This window comes from Streptomyces sp. Alt3 (genome assembly GCF_030719215.1).
In the GTDB taxonomy this organism is placed as follows: Bacteria; Actinomycetota; Actinomycetes; order Streptomycetales; family Streptomycetaceae; genus Streptomyces; species Streptomyces glycanivorans.
The window spans coordinates 2,833,524-2,848,908 of record NZ_CP120983.1 but is presented as its reverse complement, the minus strand read 5'-3'; the positions used below and the strand labels follow the sequence as shown (position 1 = coordinate 2,848,908).

The 15,385-nt window shown below is 71.7% G+C and carries 15 protein-coding genes; 10 read left to right on the top strand and 5 right to left on the bottom strand.

Features of this window, described 5'->3' with window-relative positions:
• Nucleotides 1-4 precede the first annotated feature (4 nt).
• Both aroA and P8A20_RS12050 read right to left on the bottom strand, forming a co-directional pair.
• Nucleotides 5-1,384: a 3-phosphoshikimate 1-carboxyvinyltransferase gene (gene aroA, locus P8A20_RS12055; RefSeq protein WP_306103499.1), complete on the bottom strand. Its 1,380-nt coding sequence runs from the start codon at nucleotides 1,382-1,384 to the stop codon at nucleotides 5-7.
• A 123-nt stretch (nucleotides 1,385-1,507) separates the two neighbouring features.
• Complete coding sequence (locus P8A20_RS12050) at nucleotides 1,508-2,221, bottom strand: M50 family metallopeptidase (RefSeq protein ID WP_306103498.1); 714 nt, start codon at nucleotides 2,219-2,221, stop codon at nucleotides 1,508-1,510.
• 73 nt (nucleotides 2,222-2,294) lie between these two features.
• Here P8A20_RS12050 and P8A20_RS12045 point away from each other — a divergent pair, with 73 nt between their 5' ends.
• The 9 genes from P8A20_RS12045 to P8A20_RS12005 all read left to right on the top strand — a co-directional run bounded on the left by P8A20_RS12045 (nucleotide 2,295) and on the right by P8A20_RS12005 (nucleotide 10,576).
• Complete coding sequence (locus tag P8A20_RS12045) at nucleotides 2,295-3,110, top strand: SOS response-associated peptidase (RefSeq protein WP_306103497.1); 816 nt, start codon at nucleotides 2,295-2,297, stop codon at nucleotides 3,108-3,110.
• 9 nt (nucleotides 3,111-3,119) lie between these two features.
• On the top strand, nucleotides 3,120-3,782 hold the full coding sequence (locus tag P8A20_RS12040; RefSeq protein ID WP_306103496.1) for an alpha/beta hydrolase family protein: 663 nt from the start codon (nucleotides 3,120-3,122) through the stop codon (nucleotides 3,780-3,782).
• 322 nt (nucleotides 3,783-4,104) lie between these two features.
• The gene (locus tag P8A20_RS12035; RefSeq protein WP_030123667.1) at nucleotides 4,105-4,761 is read left to right on the top strand and encodes a sigma-70 family RNA polymerase sigma factor; all 657 of its coding nucleotides are present in this window, start codon (nucleotides 4,105-4,107) and stop codon (nucleotides 4,759-4,761) included.
• Nucleotides 4,758-5,078 (top strand): mycothiol system anti-sigma-R factor, encoded by a 321-nt coding sequence (gene rsrA, locus P8A20_RS12030; RefSeq protein ID WP_014154163.1) that lies wholly within the window; start codon nucleotides 4,758-4,760, stop codon nucleotides 5,076-5,078. Before P8A20_RS12035 ends, rsrA begins: the two co-directional genes overlap by 4 nt.
• Nucleotides 5,079-5,217: 139 nt before the next feature.
• Nucleotides 5,218-6,606: an HD-GYP domain-containing protein gene (locus tag P8A20_RS12025; protein WP_306103495.1), complete on the top strand. Its 1,389-nt coding sequence runs from the start codon at nucleotides 5,218-5,220 to the stop codon at nucleotides 6,604-6,606.
• The gene (locus P8A20_RS12020; protein ID WP_306103494.1) at nucleotides 6,603-7,853 is read left to right on the top strand and encodes an HD-GYP domain-containing protein; all 1,251 of its coding nucleotides are present in this window, start codon (nucleotides 6,603-6,605) and stop codon (nucleotides 7,851-7,853) included. The genes P8A20_RS12025 and P8A20_RS12020 overlap by 4 nt, the downstream gene beginning before the upstream one ends.
• 91 nt (nucleotides 7,854-7,944) lie before the next feature.
• Complete coding sequence (locus P8A20_RS12015; RefSeq protein WP_306103493.1) at nucleotides 7,945-8,937, top strand: tetratricopeptide repeat protein; 993 nt, start codon at nucleotides 7,945-7,947, stop codon at nucleotides 8,935-8,937.
• A gap of 81 nt (nucleotides 8,938-9,018) precedes the next feature.
• Nucleotides 9,019-9,657 carry a peptide deformylase gene (gene def / locus P8A20_RS12010; protein WP_147959426.1) on the top strand — a complete coding sequence of 213 codons (639 nt, stop codon included), beginning with the start codon at nucleotides 9,019-9,021 and terminating at the stop codon, nucleotides 9,655-9,657.
• Between the two features lie 181 nt (nucleotides 9,658-9,838).
• Nucleotides 9,839-10,576, top strand: coding sequence for a D-Ala-D-Ala carboxypeptidase family metallohydrolase (locus P8A20_RS12005; RefSeq protein ID WP_306103492.1), 738 nt, complete (start codon nucleotides 9,839-9,841; stop codon nucleotides 10,574-10,576).
• Between the two features lie 22 nt (nucleotides 10,577-10,598).
• On the opposite strand, the gene P8A20_RS12000 is transcribed toward P8A20_RS12005, so the two are convergent.
• Nucleotides 10,599-11,573, bottom strand: coding sequence for a GlxA family transcriptional regulator (locus tag P8A20_RS12000; protein ID WP_306103491.1), 975 nt, complete (start codon nucleotides 11,571-11,573; stop codon nucleotides 10,599-10,601).
• An 81-nt stretch (nucleotides 11,574-11,654) separates the two neighbouring features.
• Here P8A20_RS12000 and P8A20_RS11995 point away from each other — a divergent pair, with 81 nt between their 5' ends.
• Entirely contained in the window at nucleotides 11,655-11,867 is a 213-nt protein-coding gene (locus P8A20_RS11995; protein ID WP_147959429.1) for a hypothetical protein, read from the top strand.
• Here P8A20_RS11995 and P8A20_RS11990 read toward each other — a convergent pair.
• Entirely contained in the window at nucleotides 11,864-12,880 is a 1,017-nt protein-coding gene (locus P8A20_RS11990) for a ribonucleotide-diphosphate reductase subunit beta (RefSeq protein ID WP_147959430.1), read from the bottom strand. The two genes, P8A20_RS11995 and P8A20_RS11990, sit on opposite strands and share 4 nt — an antisense overlap.
• A complete protein-coding gene (locus P8A20_RS11985) occupies nucleotides 12,880-15,276 on the bottom strand; it encodes a ribonucleoside-diphosphate reductase subunit alpha (RefSeq protein WP_147959431.1) in 2,397 nt (798 codons plus the stop codon). Before P8A20_RS11985 ends, P8A20_RS11990 begins: the two co-directional genes overlap by 1 nt.
• Between the last annotated feature and the right edge of the window lie 109 nt (nucleotides 15,277-15,385).

The window sequence follows — 15,385 nt, the reverse complement described above, 5'->3', positions numbered from 1 at the left end:
GCCCTCAGACCCCGCGGCTTCCCGCGGAGGCGCCGAGCGCCCCGGGCGAGACGCCGACGGCGCCCGACGGTTCCCCGAGCATGCCGGTCCACATGTCCGGGAAGTCCGGCAGGGTCTTGGCGGTCGTGCCGACGTTCTCGATCTCGACCCCGGCGACCGCGAGGCCGATGATCGCGCCCGCGGTGGCCATCCGGTGGTCGTCGTAGGTGTGGAAGGTGCCGCCGTGCAGCGGGCCGGGCATGATCCGCAGGCCGTCGGCGGTCTCCGTGACGTCGCCGCCGAGTCCGTTGATCTCCTTGGTGAGCGCAGCGAGCCGGTCCGTCTCGTGCAGCCTGAGGTGGGCGACGCCGCGCAGGGTGGACGGGGAGTCCGCGAGGGCGGCGAGTGCGGCGATGCCCGGTGTCAGCTCACCGACCTCGCTCAGGTCGACGTCGATGCCGTGGACCGAGCCCGTGCCCGTGAAGGTGAGACCGCGTTCCGTCAGCTCGCACGCGCCACCCATTGCGGTGAAGATCTCGCGCAGCGCGTCACCCGGCTGGGTGGTCCGCAGCGGCCAGTCGGGGACCGTGACCCGGCCGCCCGTCACCAGCGCGGCGGCCAGGAACGGCTGGGCGTTGGAGAGGTCGGGCTCGACGGTCAGGTCGCGGCCCAGCAGGGCGGACGGGGAGACCCGCCAGACGTTCGGCTCGCCGCCCGTCTCCGGCTCGTCGACCTGGGCGCCGACCGAGCGCAGCATGTCGACCGTCATCCGGATGTGCGGCATGGAGGGCAGGGTCGAGCCGGTGTGCCGCACCTCCAGGCCCTGGTTGAAGCGGGGCGCCGAGAGGAGCAGGGCGGAGACGAACTGGGAGGACGAGGACGCGTCGACGGACACCGGGCCGCCGTCCAGCGCGCCCGCTCCGTGCACGGTCAGCGGAAGGGTCCCGCGGCCGTCGTCGTCGATCCGGGCGCCCAGGGACTTCAGCGCGTCGATCACGCCGTGCAGGGGCCGCTCGTAGGACCGGGGGTCGCCGTCGAAGTGGACGGGGCCGTCCGCGAGGCAGGCCACGGGCGGCAGGAAGCGCATGACCGTCCCGGCGTTGCCGACGTCCACCCGGGCCGGGCCGTGCAGACCCGCGGGGATGACCCGCCAGGCCTCGCCCGAGCCGTCGGGGCCCACGCCCTCCTCGATGCCGACCCCCAGGGCGCGGAGCGCCTGGGCCATCAGGAGGGTGTCGCGCGAGCGCAGCGGACGGCGCAGCCAGCCCGGCTCCGAGGACAGCGAGGCGAGGACGAGCGCGCGATTGGTGACCGACTTCGATCCGGGCACGGTGACGGTCGCGTCGACCGCCCCGGTCGCTCGGGGGGCGGGCCAGAGGGCGGGGTGCACGGAACTTTCGGTCATGCCCCTCACTTTAGTGGCTCTCCGCAAACCCAGATCCTCAACAAAAGGGCTGAAACCGGGGCGTAATACAAGGGTGGTACGGGCGGCCCGCCGAACCTGCCCGGGCTCCGGCCCCTTCGGCCCTCACAGCCCGAGGAGCCAGCGTCCGCCGCCGATCAGCGAGCTGAGCGACACCGCGTGGAAGAGGAAGAGCCACAGGGCGGCCGGGGCGTGGGTCAGCCGGGCGAGCTGGTCGGCGTCGGAGTCGGGGGCACCGCCGTACCGGCGCTTGAACTGGAGCTCGAACGCCGGCCGCACGCCCCCGAGCAGCAGGAACCAGACCACCGTGTACGCGAACGCGGACTGGACGTCGGCCGAGGTCAGCCACGACACCAGCAGGAACGTCGTCCCCGTGAGGATGACGGTGAGGGCCCCGTAGAGGTTGCGGATCATCACCAGCATCACCGCCAGCAGGGCGGTCGCCAGCCAGAGGAGCAGCGTGATCCTGCCGTTGGTCAGCAGCCAGGCGCCGCCCAGTCCGAGCAGCGGGGGCGCCGTGTAGCCGGCTGCCGCGGTGAGGATCATGCCGATGCCGGTCGGCTTCCCGCGGCTCACGGTGAGGCCACTGGTGTCCGAGTGCAGCCGGATTCCGGACAGCTGCCGCCCGGTGAGCAGGGCGATCAGACCGTGCCCTCCCTCGTGGGCGATGGTGATCGCGTTGCGCGAGAGCCGCCATACGAGGTTCGGCACCACGGCGACGAGGGCCGCCGTCGCCGTGACGACCACAAGCCACTGCTCGGGGGCGGACTGGGTTCCGAAGACGCGATCCCACAGATCGCCCAGGTCGGTGCTGTCCATGGTGCGGGAGGCTCCTTCAGGTGATCGAGGGACCGGCGTCCACTCGACTGGCGGTCGTGGCAGTCTGGCACTTATGTGCGGACGGTATGCAGCGAGTCGGCGGCCCGAGGACCTGACCGGACTCTTCGGCGTGGAGAAGTGGGAACCCGCGGAGACCCTGGAGCCGGACTGGAACGTCGCGCCGACCAAGGAGGTCTACGCGGTGCTGGACCGTCCTGTGAAGGACGCGGACGACCGGCGGCCGGTTCGCCAGCTCCGCACCCTGAAATGGGGACTCGTACCGTCCTGGTCGAAGTCGCCCGAGGGCGGCGCCCGGATGATCAACGCCCGGGCGGAGGCCGTCCACGAGAAGCCGTCCTTCCGCCGGCCCTTCGTGTCGCGGCGCTGCATCCTGCCCGCCGACGGCTACTACGAGTGGGTCACCGGGGCCGACGAGCGGCAGCTGGAGGAGAAGGGACGGAAGAAGCGGCCCCGCAAGCAGCCGTACTTCGTCACACCGGCGGACGGCTCGGTCTTCGCCATGGCCGGCCTGTACGAGTTCTGGCGCGACCGCACGCTGCCCGACGACCATCCGCAGGCCTGGTGGGTGACCTGCTCGGTGATCACCACCGAGGCGGAGACCGCCCCGCTCGCCGTGGCCCCCGCAGAAGGGCCCGCCTCCCTCTCCGACATCCACCCCCGGATGCCGCTGATGCTGACCCCGGACCGCTGGGACGCCTGGCTCGACCCCTCGCGCACCGACGTCGACGAGCTGAAGGCGCTCCTGGAGCCGCCGCCCGGCGGGCTGATGCGGGCCTACCCGGTGGCCACCGCCGTCAGCAACGTCCGTAACAACGGCCCGGAACTCCTGGAGGAACTGGCCGCGCCCGAGGTGGGCACGCTCTTCTGACTTGGCAGGATGGGCACCGTGAGCCGTGATCCAGGGACAGCGAAGAAGACCGAGGACGTCGCCACGGACGCAGGGGAGGCCAGGATCACCTGGATCCCCGCGAAGGACGCGCGGCTGGTGCTCGCCGTCGGCCACGGTGCCGGCGGCGGCATCGAGGCGCGCGACCTGCAGGCCCTTGCCGCCGTGCTTCCGGGCCGCCGGGTGACCGTGGCCCTGGTGGAACAGCCCTGGCGGGTGGCCGGGAGAAAGCTGGCGCCGGCGCCCAGGGCCCTGGACACCGGCTGGCGGGGACTGTGGCCGGCGCTTGCCGCCCCCGGGCTCCCCGTCGTCGCCGGGGGCCGCAGCGCGGGGGCCAGGGTGGCCTGCCGCACGGCGGCGGAGCTCGGTGCCCGGGCGGTGCTCGCCCTGAGCTTCCCCCTGCACCCTCCGGGCAAGCCGGAGAAGTCCCGCGCGGACGAGCTGCTCGGCGCGGGCGTGCCCACCCTCGTGGTGCAGGGCGGCCGCGACCCGTTCGGGCGGCCGGACGAGTTCCCTCGCGGCGGGCACGGACTCGTCGAGGTGCCGCACGCCGATCATGGCTTCGCCGTACCGAAGAAGGCGCCGCTGACCCAGGATCAGGCGATGGACCTGCTCACGGGGGCGGTCGCCGGTTGGCTGGACGGACTCTCCTGACGACGTAGTCCCGCTCACACTCCCCGGGCCCGCGCGGGGACCGGGAATGCGCCGTGCGGGGCGGCTGTTGTGGCTGGTGTCGGCACACAGCCGGTGTCGGTACAACGCCGTCGTACGTGGAGAGGGAGTCCGTCGCATGGGTTCGACCATCTGCCCGAGCCGCTCGAACACCGCAGATCTGGAGTGGACGGTGCTTCACGCGGCGAAGAGCACTCCGGCGCGCGCCCCGGGCGGAGCCGATCGACAGCCCGCGCGGAAGCAAGGTCGACTATTCTCCGATGCGAGCGGGTCCGGTTTCGGCTCCGCGACATCGTTGGAGGAGGTGGGTCCGGTCACTGGGACCGACACAGGGACCGACGACGGCCGTGCGCAGGAGACGACCGCCGAGCGCAACGCGCGCTTCGAGCGGGACGCCCTTGGATATCTGGACCAGATGTACTCGGCCGCGCTGCGCATGACGCGCAATCCCGCGGATGCCGAGGACCTGGTCCAGGAGACGTACGCCAAGGCGTACGGGTCCTTCCACCAGTTCCGTGAGGGCACGAACCTCAAGGCGTGGATGTACCGCATTCTCACGAACACCTTCATCAACTCGTACCGCAAGAAGCAGCGTGAACCCCAGCGGAGCGCCGCCGAGGAGATCGAGGACTGGCAGCTGGCACGTGCGGAGTCGCACATGTCGACCGGTCTGCGCTCGGCGGAGTCCCAGGCGCTCGATCACCTGCCGGACTCCGACGTGAAGTCCGCGCTGCAGTCGATCCCCGAGGAATTCCGCATCGCCGTGTATCTCGCCGATGTGGAGGGCTTTGCCTACAAGGAGATCGCGGACATCATGGGGACACCCATCGGTACGGTGATGTCCCGGCTGCACCGGGGACGCCGCCAGCTGCGCGGCATGCTGGAGGACTACGCGCGTGAGCGCGGGCTCGTCCCGGCCGGAGCCGGTGAGTCGGACGAAACGAAAGGCTCGGCCTCATGAGCTGCGGAGAGCCGCACGAGACGGATTGCTCAGAGGTTCTCGATCATCTCTACGAGTTTCTCGACCATGAGATGCCCGAGGGCGACTGCACCAAGTTCGAGGTGCATTTCGAGGAGTGCTCCCCGTGCCTGGAGAAGTACGGCCTCGAACAGGCCGTGAAGAAGCTGGTCAAGCGCTGCTGCGGACAGGATGACGTCCCGGCCGACCTGCGCTCCAAGGTGATGGGCCGGATCGACCTGATCCGGTCGGGGCAGGCGGTGCCCGAGCAGGACGTCGCCATGGGCGGCGCCGACCGTCCGGCCGCCGCCGCCGAGTGACCGTGCTTCACCGCCTGGGCTGAGCGCCCACCCCCGTCCCTTCACCCGAACGTGCTAATCCGGCGCGTTCGGGCCCTGGCTGATGCCCAACTCGCTAGCCTGGCGCCTCCATTGACCAGGCGGGGGGCGGGCGGTACAGGTGAGGGGCATATCGGGGGCGGCGCGCGCCCTCATCCTGTGCGCGGTCCTCTGCGCCGTCGGCTGCGCCCTGCCCGCGCTGTCCCCCGGGGCACACACCCCCTGGGGCACGCTCGGCCTGCTGGCGGCGCTCCATCTGGTGTGTGAACTTCCCGGCCGCTGCCGCCTCCTCGGCGGCCCGGAGCCGGCCGGCTCCGGATCCTTCTTCCCCCTGCTGCTCGCCGCCGCGTTCCTGCTGCCGCCGTCCGCGGCCGTCCTCGTCGCGGTGCCCGGAGCGCTGGTGGGCCGCGTGGAGCGCCGGCCCGCCGCCGCCCGCAGGATCTGGCGGGCGGCGCAGCTCGCCCTGACCGCGGGCGCCGCCTCCTGGACCCACGGGTTCCTGGGCGGCCCGGTCACGCTCGGCGGTGTCGCGGGGGACACCCTGCCGGACTTCCCGTACGCCCTCGTCCCGGCCTGCGCCACGGCCCTCGTGTTCAGCCTCGTGCTGGCCGCGCTCGACGGCGCGATCCTCGTCACGGCCGAGCGCGTGGCCCTCGGGCACGCCTGGCGCGGGCTGCCGGCCCGCTCCGTCGGACCGCACCTGGTGCACGCGCTCGCCGGGCTGATGATGGCCGTCCTGTGGCGCAGTTCCTACGGGCCGCTGTCCGCGCTGGTCGTCCTGCTGCCGATGTACATCTCCTGCTGGGTCTTCGCGCAGTACCACCGCCGGCACGCCGCCCACCGCAACACCATCAGGGCCCTGGTCCAGGCGGTCGACATCAAGGACGGGTACACCCGCGGACACAGCGAGCGGGTGGGCCGCGCCTCCGAGCTCATCGCCCGTGAACTCGGCATGGAGGAGAGCCGGATGGAGGCCCTCCGCTTCGCCGGCATCCTGCACGACGTCGGCAAACTGGGCGTCCCGACGCGGGTCCTGCGCAAGGACGGGCCGCTCACCCCGGAGGAGCGCCGCGTCATCGAACTGCATCCGGAGTACGGCCACGAGATCGTCCGGGGGATCGGCTTCCTGGACGAGGCGCGCGCCGCGATCCTGCACCACCACGAGCGCCTCGACGGCAGCGGTTACCCCTACGGTCTCGCCGGTGACCGCATTCCCGAGTTCGCCCGGGTCGTCGCCGTCGCGGACGCCTTCGACGCGATGACCTCGACGCGTTCCTACCGGCCCGGCAGGCCCGTCCCGGCGGCCGTCGAGGAATTGCGCCGCTGCGCCGGAAGCCAGTTCGACCCGCGCATGGTGGGGGCCCTGGCGTGCGCCCTGGACCGCCACGGCTGGTCCGCCGCGGCCAACACCGTCACCTCGGACGAGGGGCGGACAGGACTGCCGCGACAGCGGGCGGACGTCCGGCCGCCCGCCACCGGGCCCGCGGACCGGCCGGGACGACCGAGGTGACCCGCCCGGTCCACCCGCCGCCGGCCGTCCTCGCGATCCGCGGCGCAGCACTGGTCGTCGCGGTCGTCGCGCTCGCGCACACCCTGTGGAACGGCGTCGTGGAGCCCGGCCATGCCCTCGCCTTCGGGATCCTGGTCGCCGTCGGAGAGCTGGCCCGCTGGGGCGCCCTGCCAGGGGAGCGCGAGCCCGCACCGCTGGGGGCTGCCGGGGCGCTCGCGTACGCCCTGCTGGGGCGCAGCGGCGGACAGGACACGGCGCACGGGGTCCTCCAGGTCGTCACCGTCGTCGTCGCGGCGCAGCTGCTCGCCTCCGTGCCCCATGTCGCGCGTGGCAGCGGCCCCGGACCCGACCAGGCGGCCCGCCGTGTGCTGGCCGTGGCCTTCGCCGCACTGTGCTTCCAGCCGCTGCACCATTCGGGCCGGTCGGAGCGCTGGTTCGGGGAGGGGCCCCACTTCGCTCTCTTCCTGTTCCTGCTGCTGGTTCTCACCGCCCTGTGCGACGCCGTCCTCGCGGCCGCGACCGCGGGGACGGCCCGTCCGTTCGGGCCGCGGCTGCGTGACGAGCTCCGGGCACTCAGCGGCATCGGCCCGGCGGTCGGCGCGACCGGTGCCGTGATGGCGCTCGGGGTGGCGGTCGTGGGGCTGTGGGCGCTGCCGGTCCTGTGCGTGCCCCTGCTGCTCACCCAGGTGTCGTTCCGCCGGTACGCCGCCGTCCGCACGACGTACCGGCAGACCATCGCCTCGCTGGCCAGGTCCACGGAGATCGCGGGATACACCCCGCACGGGCATGCCCGCAGGGTGGCCGATCTGGCGACCGCCGTCGGGCGCGAGCTGGGGCTTCCCGGCCCCGAGCTGACCGTGCTCGAGTACGCGGCGCTGATGCACGACATCGGCCAGCTCTCCCTGGTCGACCCGGTGGCGGACGGGGCGACCACGGCCCTGGCCGCCGCCGAGCAGCGCAGGATCGCCCTGCTCGGCGGGGCCGTGGTCCGCCTGACCGGTGTGGATCCGGCGGTCGCCGTGGTGGTGGAGCAGCAGGCCGATCCGTACCGGGACCAGCAGACCTCCGCCCGGATCGTCCGCGCGGTCAACGCGTACGACGACCTGTGCGGGGAAGGCGTCAAGGGGTCCCTGAGGGCTCTGGAGCAGCTCAGGCTCGGCACCGGCCACGACTACCAGCCGCAGGTGGTGGAGGCGCTGGCCAGAGTCCTGGCGCGGGGCGGTCTCACCCGGGCCGGGGCGGGGTAACCCATGGGTAATGAGCGAGCGTCCGGCCGGGCATGGTTGGATGCGAAGAAGAGCGGAAAACGAGGGTGTCCAGTCGGGACAGGCGGGAATCGTGAGGATCTTCGGGAAGGTACGGCATCGGCCGTCCGCCTCTTGGCGGCAGGCCACGGACCGCGCGTTCACGCTGATCGGCGACGGCCGGTACGAGGACGCGGGGGCGCTGCTGACGCGCGCGGCGGATCTGGAGCCCTGGCTCTCGGAGTCCTGGTTCAATCTCGCGCTGCTGCACAAGTTCCGGCACGACTGGGAACAGGCGAGGGCCGCGGGCCTGCGCGCCGTCGCCCTGCTCGACCGGGAGTCCGGGGCTCCGGACTGGTGGAACGTGGGGATCGCCGCCACCGCGCTGCAGGACTGGCCGCTGGCGCGCCGGGCCTGGCAGGCCTACGGGCTGAAGGTGCCGGGCAGCGGGCAGCACAACGCGGCGGCCAACAGCGAGCCCACGGGCATGGAGCTGGGCAGCGCGGCCGTGCGGCTCTCGCCGGAGGGTGAGGCCGAGGTCGTCTGGGGGCGCAGGCTCGATCCGGCGCGCCTGGAGGTGCTGTCGATCCCGCTGCCGTCCTCGGGCCGGCGCTGGGGCGAGGTCGTCCTGCACGACGGCGTGCCGAACGGTGAGCGGGTCACCGCGGCCGGGCCGTCCTACCCGGTCTTCGACGAGATCGAGCTGTGGGCGCCTTCTCCGGTCCCCACCTGGGTGGTGCTCCTGGAGGCGGCCACCGAGGCCGACCGGGACGCGCTGGAGCAGCTCGCCTCGGACGCGGGATTCGCCGCCGAGGACTGGTCGTCCTCCGTACGGCTGCTCTGCCGTGCCTGTTCGGAGAGCAGGATGGAGAGCGACGAGGGTGATGGCCAGCACCTGGACCCGCACGACCACAGCGAGCCGGGACACCCCGGGCCGCTGGGCCACCGCACCGCCGGTGACCTGTGGGTGCCGGAGCGTGAGTGCGGGATAGCGGCCCCTGCCGGGCTGGTGCGCGGTCTGCTGGACGGCTGGGTGGCCGACAGCCCGGACAGCCGCGAGTGGCGGGATCTGGAAGAAGTCTGCTGAGCGGTGCCCGTAGGCTGTACGGGCACCGATTCCGGTGCGGGTACTCACGGGCTCAGGGTTGCAGGAAGGCGAACGGCGGACATGTCGCAGCAGGAGACGGACGAGCGGACCGGTGTCGACGACGAGGGATTCCTCGTGGACACCGAGGACTGCGAGGCGCGCGAGGCGGCGCACCGGGAGCGCGGCACCTCCCGCCCGATCACGGTGGTCGGTAATCCGGTCCTGCACAAGGAGTGCAGTGACGTCACGGAGTTCGGCGACGAGCTCGCGCAGCTGATCGACGACATGTTCGCCAGCCAGCGGACGGCGGAGGGCGTGGGTCTGGCCGCCAACCAGATCGGCGTGGACCGCAAGGTCTTCGTCTACGACTGCCCGGACGACGACGGGGTGCGGCACGTCGGCGCGATCTGCAACCCGGTGCTGGAGGACCTCGCCCCGGAGCAGCGCAACCTCGACGACTCCAACGAGGGCTGCCTCTCCGTGCCGACGGCCTACGCCTCGCTGGCGCGTCCCGACTACGCGGTCGTGCGCGGCCAGGACGCCCAGGGCAACCCGGTCAAGGTCCGGGGCAGCGGCTACTTCGCGCGCTGCCTCCAGCACGAGACGGACCACCTGTACGGCTACCTGTACATCGACCGGCTCTCCAAGCGTGACCGCAAGGACGCGCTGAAGCAGATGGCCGAGGGCACCCCGCGCTACGAGGTCGTCCCGAACGCCTGATCTCCGTACAGGTAGGGGCCCCGCCGACGGCGGGGCCCCTACCCGTCTGCGCCGGAGCTGCGGGCGAGCGGTGGGCTGGTGGTCAACAGGCGTTTCCCTGGGCGCAGTTGACGCGCGTCGACTCCTGGGACAGGCTCACCCCTACGCCCACCTGTCCACCTCATCGCGCAGGGAGAACCCCATGCTCAGACGTACCGCACATCTGCTGCTCGGCCTTGTCATGACCATGGCTTTCGCGATCGGCGGGGCCGTCGTCACCGCGGGCACCGCACAGGCCGACGGCTGCTACACGTGGAGCCGCACCCTGTCCTCGGGTGCCACGGGCGCCGATGTCACCCAGCTCCAGATCCGGGTGTCCGGCTATCCCGGATACAACTCCGTCCTGGCCGTCGACGGTTCGTACGGCCCGGCCACCACGGCCGCGGTCAAGCGCTTCCAGGCCGCCTACGGCCTCGCCGCGGACGGGGTCGCCGGCCCCGCCACGTTCACCAAGCTCTACGCGCTCCAGGACGACGACTGCACCCCGGTCCACTTCACCTATCCCGAACTCAACAAGTGCAACAGCACCTGGGCGGGCGGAGCGGTCGCCGCGGGGACGGCCAAGGCCAACGCCTTGAGCAGCATGTGGAAGATGGAGGCGCTGCGCCACGCACTCGGTGACCAGTCGATCCGGGTCACCAGCGGCTTCCGGTCCACCTCCTGCAACTCGGCGGTCGGCGGAGCGACGAACAGCCGCCACCTGTACGGCGACGCCGTCGACCTCGGCGCGGGACCCCACTCGCTGTGCACCATCGCCAAGCAGGCCCGCAACCACGGCTTCAACGGGATCCTCGGCCCGGGCTACGCCGGCCACAGCGACCACATCCACGTGAACCAGGGGCCGAACCACTTCTGGTCCGCCTCCGGCTGCGGCATCTGACGGCGCTCCGGGGGCCGTCGGGTCAGGCCGCCTCGGTCAGGGCGGACGGCCCCCGGAAGGTGCGGCGGTACGCGTTCGGAGTCGTCCCGAGCGAACGCACGAACTGATGACGCAGCGCCGCCGCGTTCCCGAAGCCGGTCCGTCCGGCGATCGTGTCCATCGTCTCGTCCGAGGTCTCCAGCAGGTGCTGCGCCAGCAGTACCCGCTGCTGGAGCAGCCAGCGGTACGGGGTGGTGCCGGTCTCCTGCTGGAATCGTCGGGCGAAGGTCCTGGGCGACATGTGGGTCTGGGCGGCCAGCTGCTCGACGGTCATCTCCTCGTCGAGGTTGCGCTCCATCCAGGCGAGCGTCTCACCGACCGTGTCGCACCGGGTGCGGGGCAGCGGCCGCTTGATGTACTGCGCCTGCCCGCCGTCCCGGTGCGGGGGGACCACCATGCGGCGTGCGAGGGCGTTGGCCACGGCGGGGCCGTGCGCCTGACGGACCAGGTGCAGGGCCGCGTCGATGCCGGCGGCCGTACCCGCCGACGTGATGATCGAGCCCTCGTCCACGTAGAGCACGTCCGGTTCGACCCGGGCCTGAGGGAAACGGCGGGCCAGCTCGTCGGAGTGCCGCCAGTGAGTGGTGCAGCGGCGGCCGTCCAGCAGTCCGGCGGCACCCAGGACGAAGGCGCCGGAGCAGACGCTCAGCACCCGGGCGCCGCGCTCCACGGCCCGGCGCAGGGCGTCGAGGACCTCCTCGGGGTACTCCCGGTCGATGAAGTGACTCCCCGCGGGTACGGCGATGAGGTCGGCCTCCTCCAGCCGCTCCAGTCCGTGGGGGGTGGTGATGGTGAAGCCGGCGTGGGTCCGCAGGACCGGCCCCTCGGCGGACACGACCGCGAAGTCGTACACCGGCAGCCCGTCCTCGGACCGGTCGAGGCCGAACACCTCGCACACGACGCCGAGTTCGAAGGGATGTATCTCGTCGAGAAGCAGGACGGCCACATTCTTCAGCATGACGCCAGTGTGGCAGCAATTCGATGGTGAGTGGCAGTCCTGCCACTGATGAAATCCCGGCGCGCGGACGACAGTAGAGCCATGAACACATTCCTGAGCTACCTGGCCATAGCCGCACTTTTCGCCCTCGTCCTGCTGCCTGCGCTCGCCGGCCTCGCACGGGAACGCAGGATCGACCGCGAACTGCGGGACGCGCAACGGCGCAGAGGGGAGACACCCTCCGGAACGGCGGGCGCCGCACAGCCGGTCACGGCCGCACGGCGCCCGTACGTCGGGTCCTGGGCCAGGACCTAGAAGTCGTCGTCGAAGCCGACGGACCCCTCCACGGCCACCTGGTAGGCGGAGGGGCGGCGCTCGAAGAAGTTCGTCAGCTCCTGCACCCCCTGGAGCTCCATGAACGAGAACGGGTTCTCGGAACCGTAGAGCGCGGGGAAGCCGAGCCGGGTCAGCCGCTGGTCGGCCACACACTCCAGGTACTGGCGCATCGACTCGGTGTTCATGCCGGGCAGACCGTCGCCGCACAGATCACGGCCGAACTGCAGCTCCGCCTCGACCGCTTCCTTCAGCATGTCGGTGACCTGCTGCTGGAGCTCGTCGTCGAAGAGGTCCGGCTCCTCCTTGCGGACGGTGTCCACGACCTCGAAGGCGAAGTTCATGTGCATCGTCTCGTCACGGAACACCCAGTTGGTGCCCGTGGCGAGACCGTGCAGCAGCCCGCGCGAGCGGAACCAGTAGACGTACGCGAACGCGCCGTAGAAGAACAGCCCCTCGATGCAGGCGGCGAAGCAGATCAGGTTCAGCAGGAAGCGCCGGCGGTCGGCCTTCGTCTCCAGCCGCTCGATCTTCTCGACCGAGTCCATCCACCGGAAGCAGAACTGCGCCTTCTCACGGATCGAGGGGATCTCCTCGACCGCGTCGAAGGCCGCCGCACGGTCCTCCGGGTCGGGCAGGTAGGTGTCGAGCAGCGTCAGATAGAACTGGACGTGCACGGCCTCCTCGAAGAGCTGGCGCGACAGGTACAGCCGCGCCTCGGGGGAGTTGATGTGCTTGTACAGCGTCAGCACGAGGTTGTTCGAGACGATCGAGTCGCCCGTCGCGAAGAACGCGACCAGCCGGCCGATCATGTGCTGTTCGCCGGGGGAGAGCTTCGCGAGGTCGGCGACGTCCGAGTGGAGGTCGACCTCCTCGACGGTCCACGTGTTCTTGATCGCGTCCCGGTAGCGCTCGTAGAAGTCCGGGTAGCGCATGGGACGCAGGGTCAGTTCGAAGCCCGGGTCGAGCAGGTTCTTGTTCTCGGATGTGCTCATTACTGGCAGGCCTCGCAGGACTCGGGGTTTTCGAGGGAGCAGGCGATCGCGTCCGCGTCGGGCGACGACGCCTGCTGTACGGGAACGGGGGCGGCGGCGGCAGCCGTCCCGGACGCGGCGCGGGCGATCCGGGTCGCCGGGCGCGAGCGCAGGTAGTACGTCGTCTTCAGCCCCTGCTTCCAGGCGTACGCGTACATCGAGGAGAGCTTGCCGATCGTCGGCGTCTCCAGGAACAGGTTCAGCGACTGGCTCTGGTCGAGGAACGGCGTACGGGCCGCCGCCATGTCGATCAGGCCGCGCTGCGGGATCTCCCACGCCGTGCGGTACAGCGCCCGCACGTCCTCGGGGATCCAGGCGAAGCCCTGCACGGAGCCGCTCGCCTCGCGCAACGCCTCGCGGGTCCGGGCGTCCCAGACGCCGAGCTTCTTGAGCTCGTCCACCAGATAGGCGTTGACCTGGAGGAACTCACCGCTGAGCGTCTCGCGCTTGAACAGGTTGGAGACCTGCGGCTCGATGCACTCGTACACCCCGGCGATGGAGGCGATCGTCGCGGTCGGCGCGATGGCGAGCAGCAGCGAGTTGCGCATCCCGGTCCTCGCGACCCTGGCGCGCAGCGCGTCCCAGCGCTCCGGCCAGTTCAGCTCGGTGTCGTAGTGGTCGGGGTGCAGCACACCGCGCGCGGCGCGGGTCTCGGACCACGCCGGCAGCGGGCCGGACCTCTCCGCGAGGTCGCAGGAGGCCTCGTAGGCGGCGAGCATGATCCGCTCGGAGATCCTCGTGGACAGCGCGCGGGCCTCGGGGGAGTCGAAGGGCAGCCGCAGCTGGAAGAAGACGTCCTGGAGGCCCATCGCGCCCAGGCCCACCGGACGCCAGCGGGCGTTGGACCGGCCGGCCTGCTCGGTCGGGTAGAAGTTGATGTCCACGACACGGTCGAGGAAGGTCACCGCGGTGCGGACGGTGGCGTCCAGCCGCTCCCAGTCGATGGTGCCGTCCGCGACGAACGCGCCGAGGTTGACCGACCCGAGGTTGCAGACGGCCGTCTCGCCGTCGTCCGTGACCTCGAGGATCTCGGTGCAGAGGTTCGAGGAGTGGACGACCCGGCCCGGCTCGGCGGTCTGGTTCGCCGTCCGGTTGGAGGCGTCCTTGAACGTCATCCAGCCCTGGCCGGTCTGCGCGAGCGTGCGCATCATGCGCCCGTACAGCTCACGGGCCGGCATCGTCTTGCGGGCCAGCCCCTTCGCCTCGGCCGCGCGGTAGGCCGTGTCGAACTCGTCGCCCCACAGGTCCACCAGCCCGGGTACGTCGGCCGGGGAGAACAGGGACCACTCCGTGTCCGCGTCGACGCGGCGCATGAACTCGTCCGGGATCCAGTGCGCCAGGTTGAGGTTGTGCGTACGCCGCTGGTCCTCGCCGGTGTTGTCGCGCAGCTCCAGGAACTCCTCGATGTCCGCGTGCCAGGTCTCCAGGTAGACGGCGGCGGCACCCTTGCGCCGGCCTCCCTGGTTGACCGCCGCGACCGAGGCGTCGAGCGTCTTCAGGAACGGCACGATGCCGTTGGAGTGCCCGTTGGTCCCCCGGATGAGTGAACCCCGGGCGCGGACGCGGGAGTAGGAGAGCCCGATGCCGCCGGCGTGCTTGGAGAGCCTCGCCACCTGGTGGTAGCGGTCGTAGATCGAGTCGAGCTCGTCCAGCGGCGAGTCCAGCAGGTAGCAGGACGACATCTGCGGGTGGCGGGTGCCGGAGTTGAACAGGGTGGGGGAGGAGGGCAGGTAGTCGAGCCGGTTCATCAGGCCGTACAGGGCGGCCACTTCCTCCAGTGCCCGCTCGGAGGTGTCCTCCGCGAGCCCGGCGGCGACGCGCAGCATGAAGTGCTGCGGGGTCTCGATGACCTGGCGGGTGAGCGGGTGCCGCAGCAGGTACCGGCTGTGCAGTGTCCGCAGCCCGAAGTAGCCGAAGCGGTCGTCGGCGCCGTCGGCGAGCGCCCGGTCGACCAGGGCGTCGAGAGCGGCGGCGTGCAGCGTGACGAACTCGGCCGTACGGTCCGCGATCAGCCCCTCGCGATGCCCGACGGCGACCGAGGCCGAGAAGGAGACAGCACCCTGGCCGGCGGCCTCGTCCGCCACGGCCCGGGTGAGGAGCCGGGCGGCGAGCCGCGAGTAGGCCGGGTCCTCCGAGATCAGGCCGGCGGAGGCCTCGACGGCCAGCGAGCGCAGCTCCGCCTCGTCCGACCGGGCGCTGCGGCCGCGCAGCGCGGCGGCGGCGACCCGTCCGGGGTCGGTGTCGGGGAGATCGGCGGTGAGGCCGGTCAGGGTCCGCAGCAGGGCGGTCCCGGGCGCGTCGGTCGTACGGCCTTCGGATTCCGCGGCTGAAACCGGGTCGGCTGGCGCGATGGTCACTGGGGCTATCCCTCGCTCGGCTCAGGCCTGCGGGAGCGGGGCAGCCGGAACACAGGGAACCCGGGGGAGGGCAGCACGGTGCGCGCGGCGTCCACCGGCCCTCCGCGGG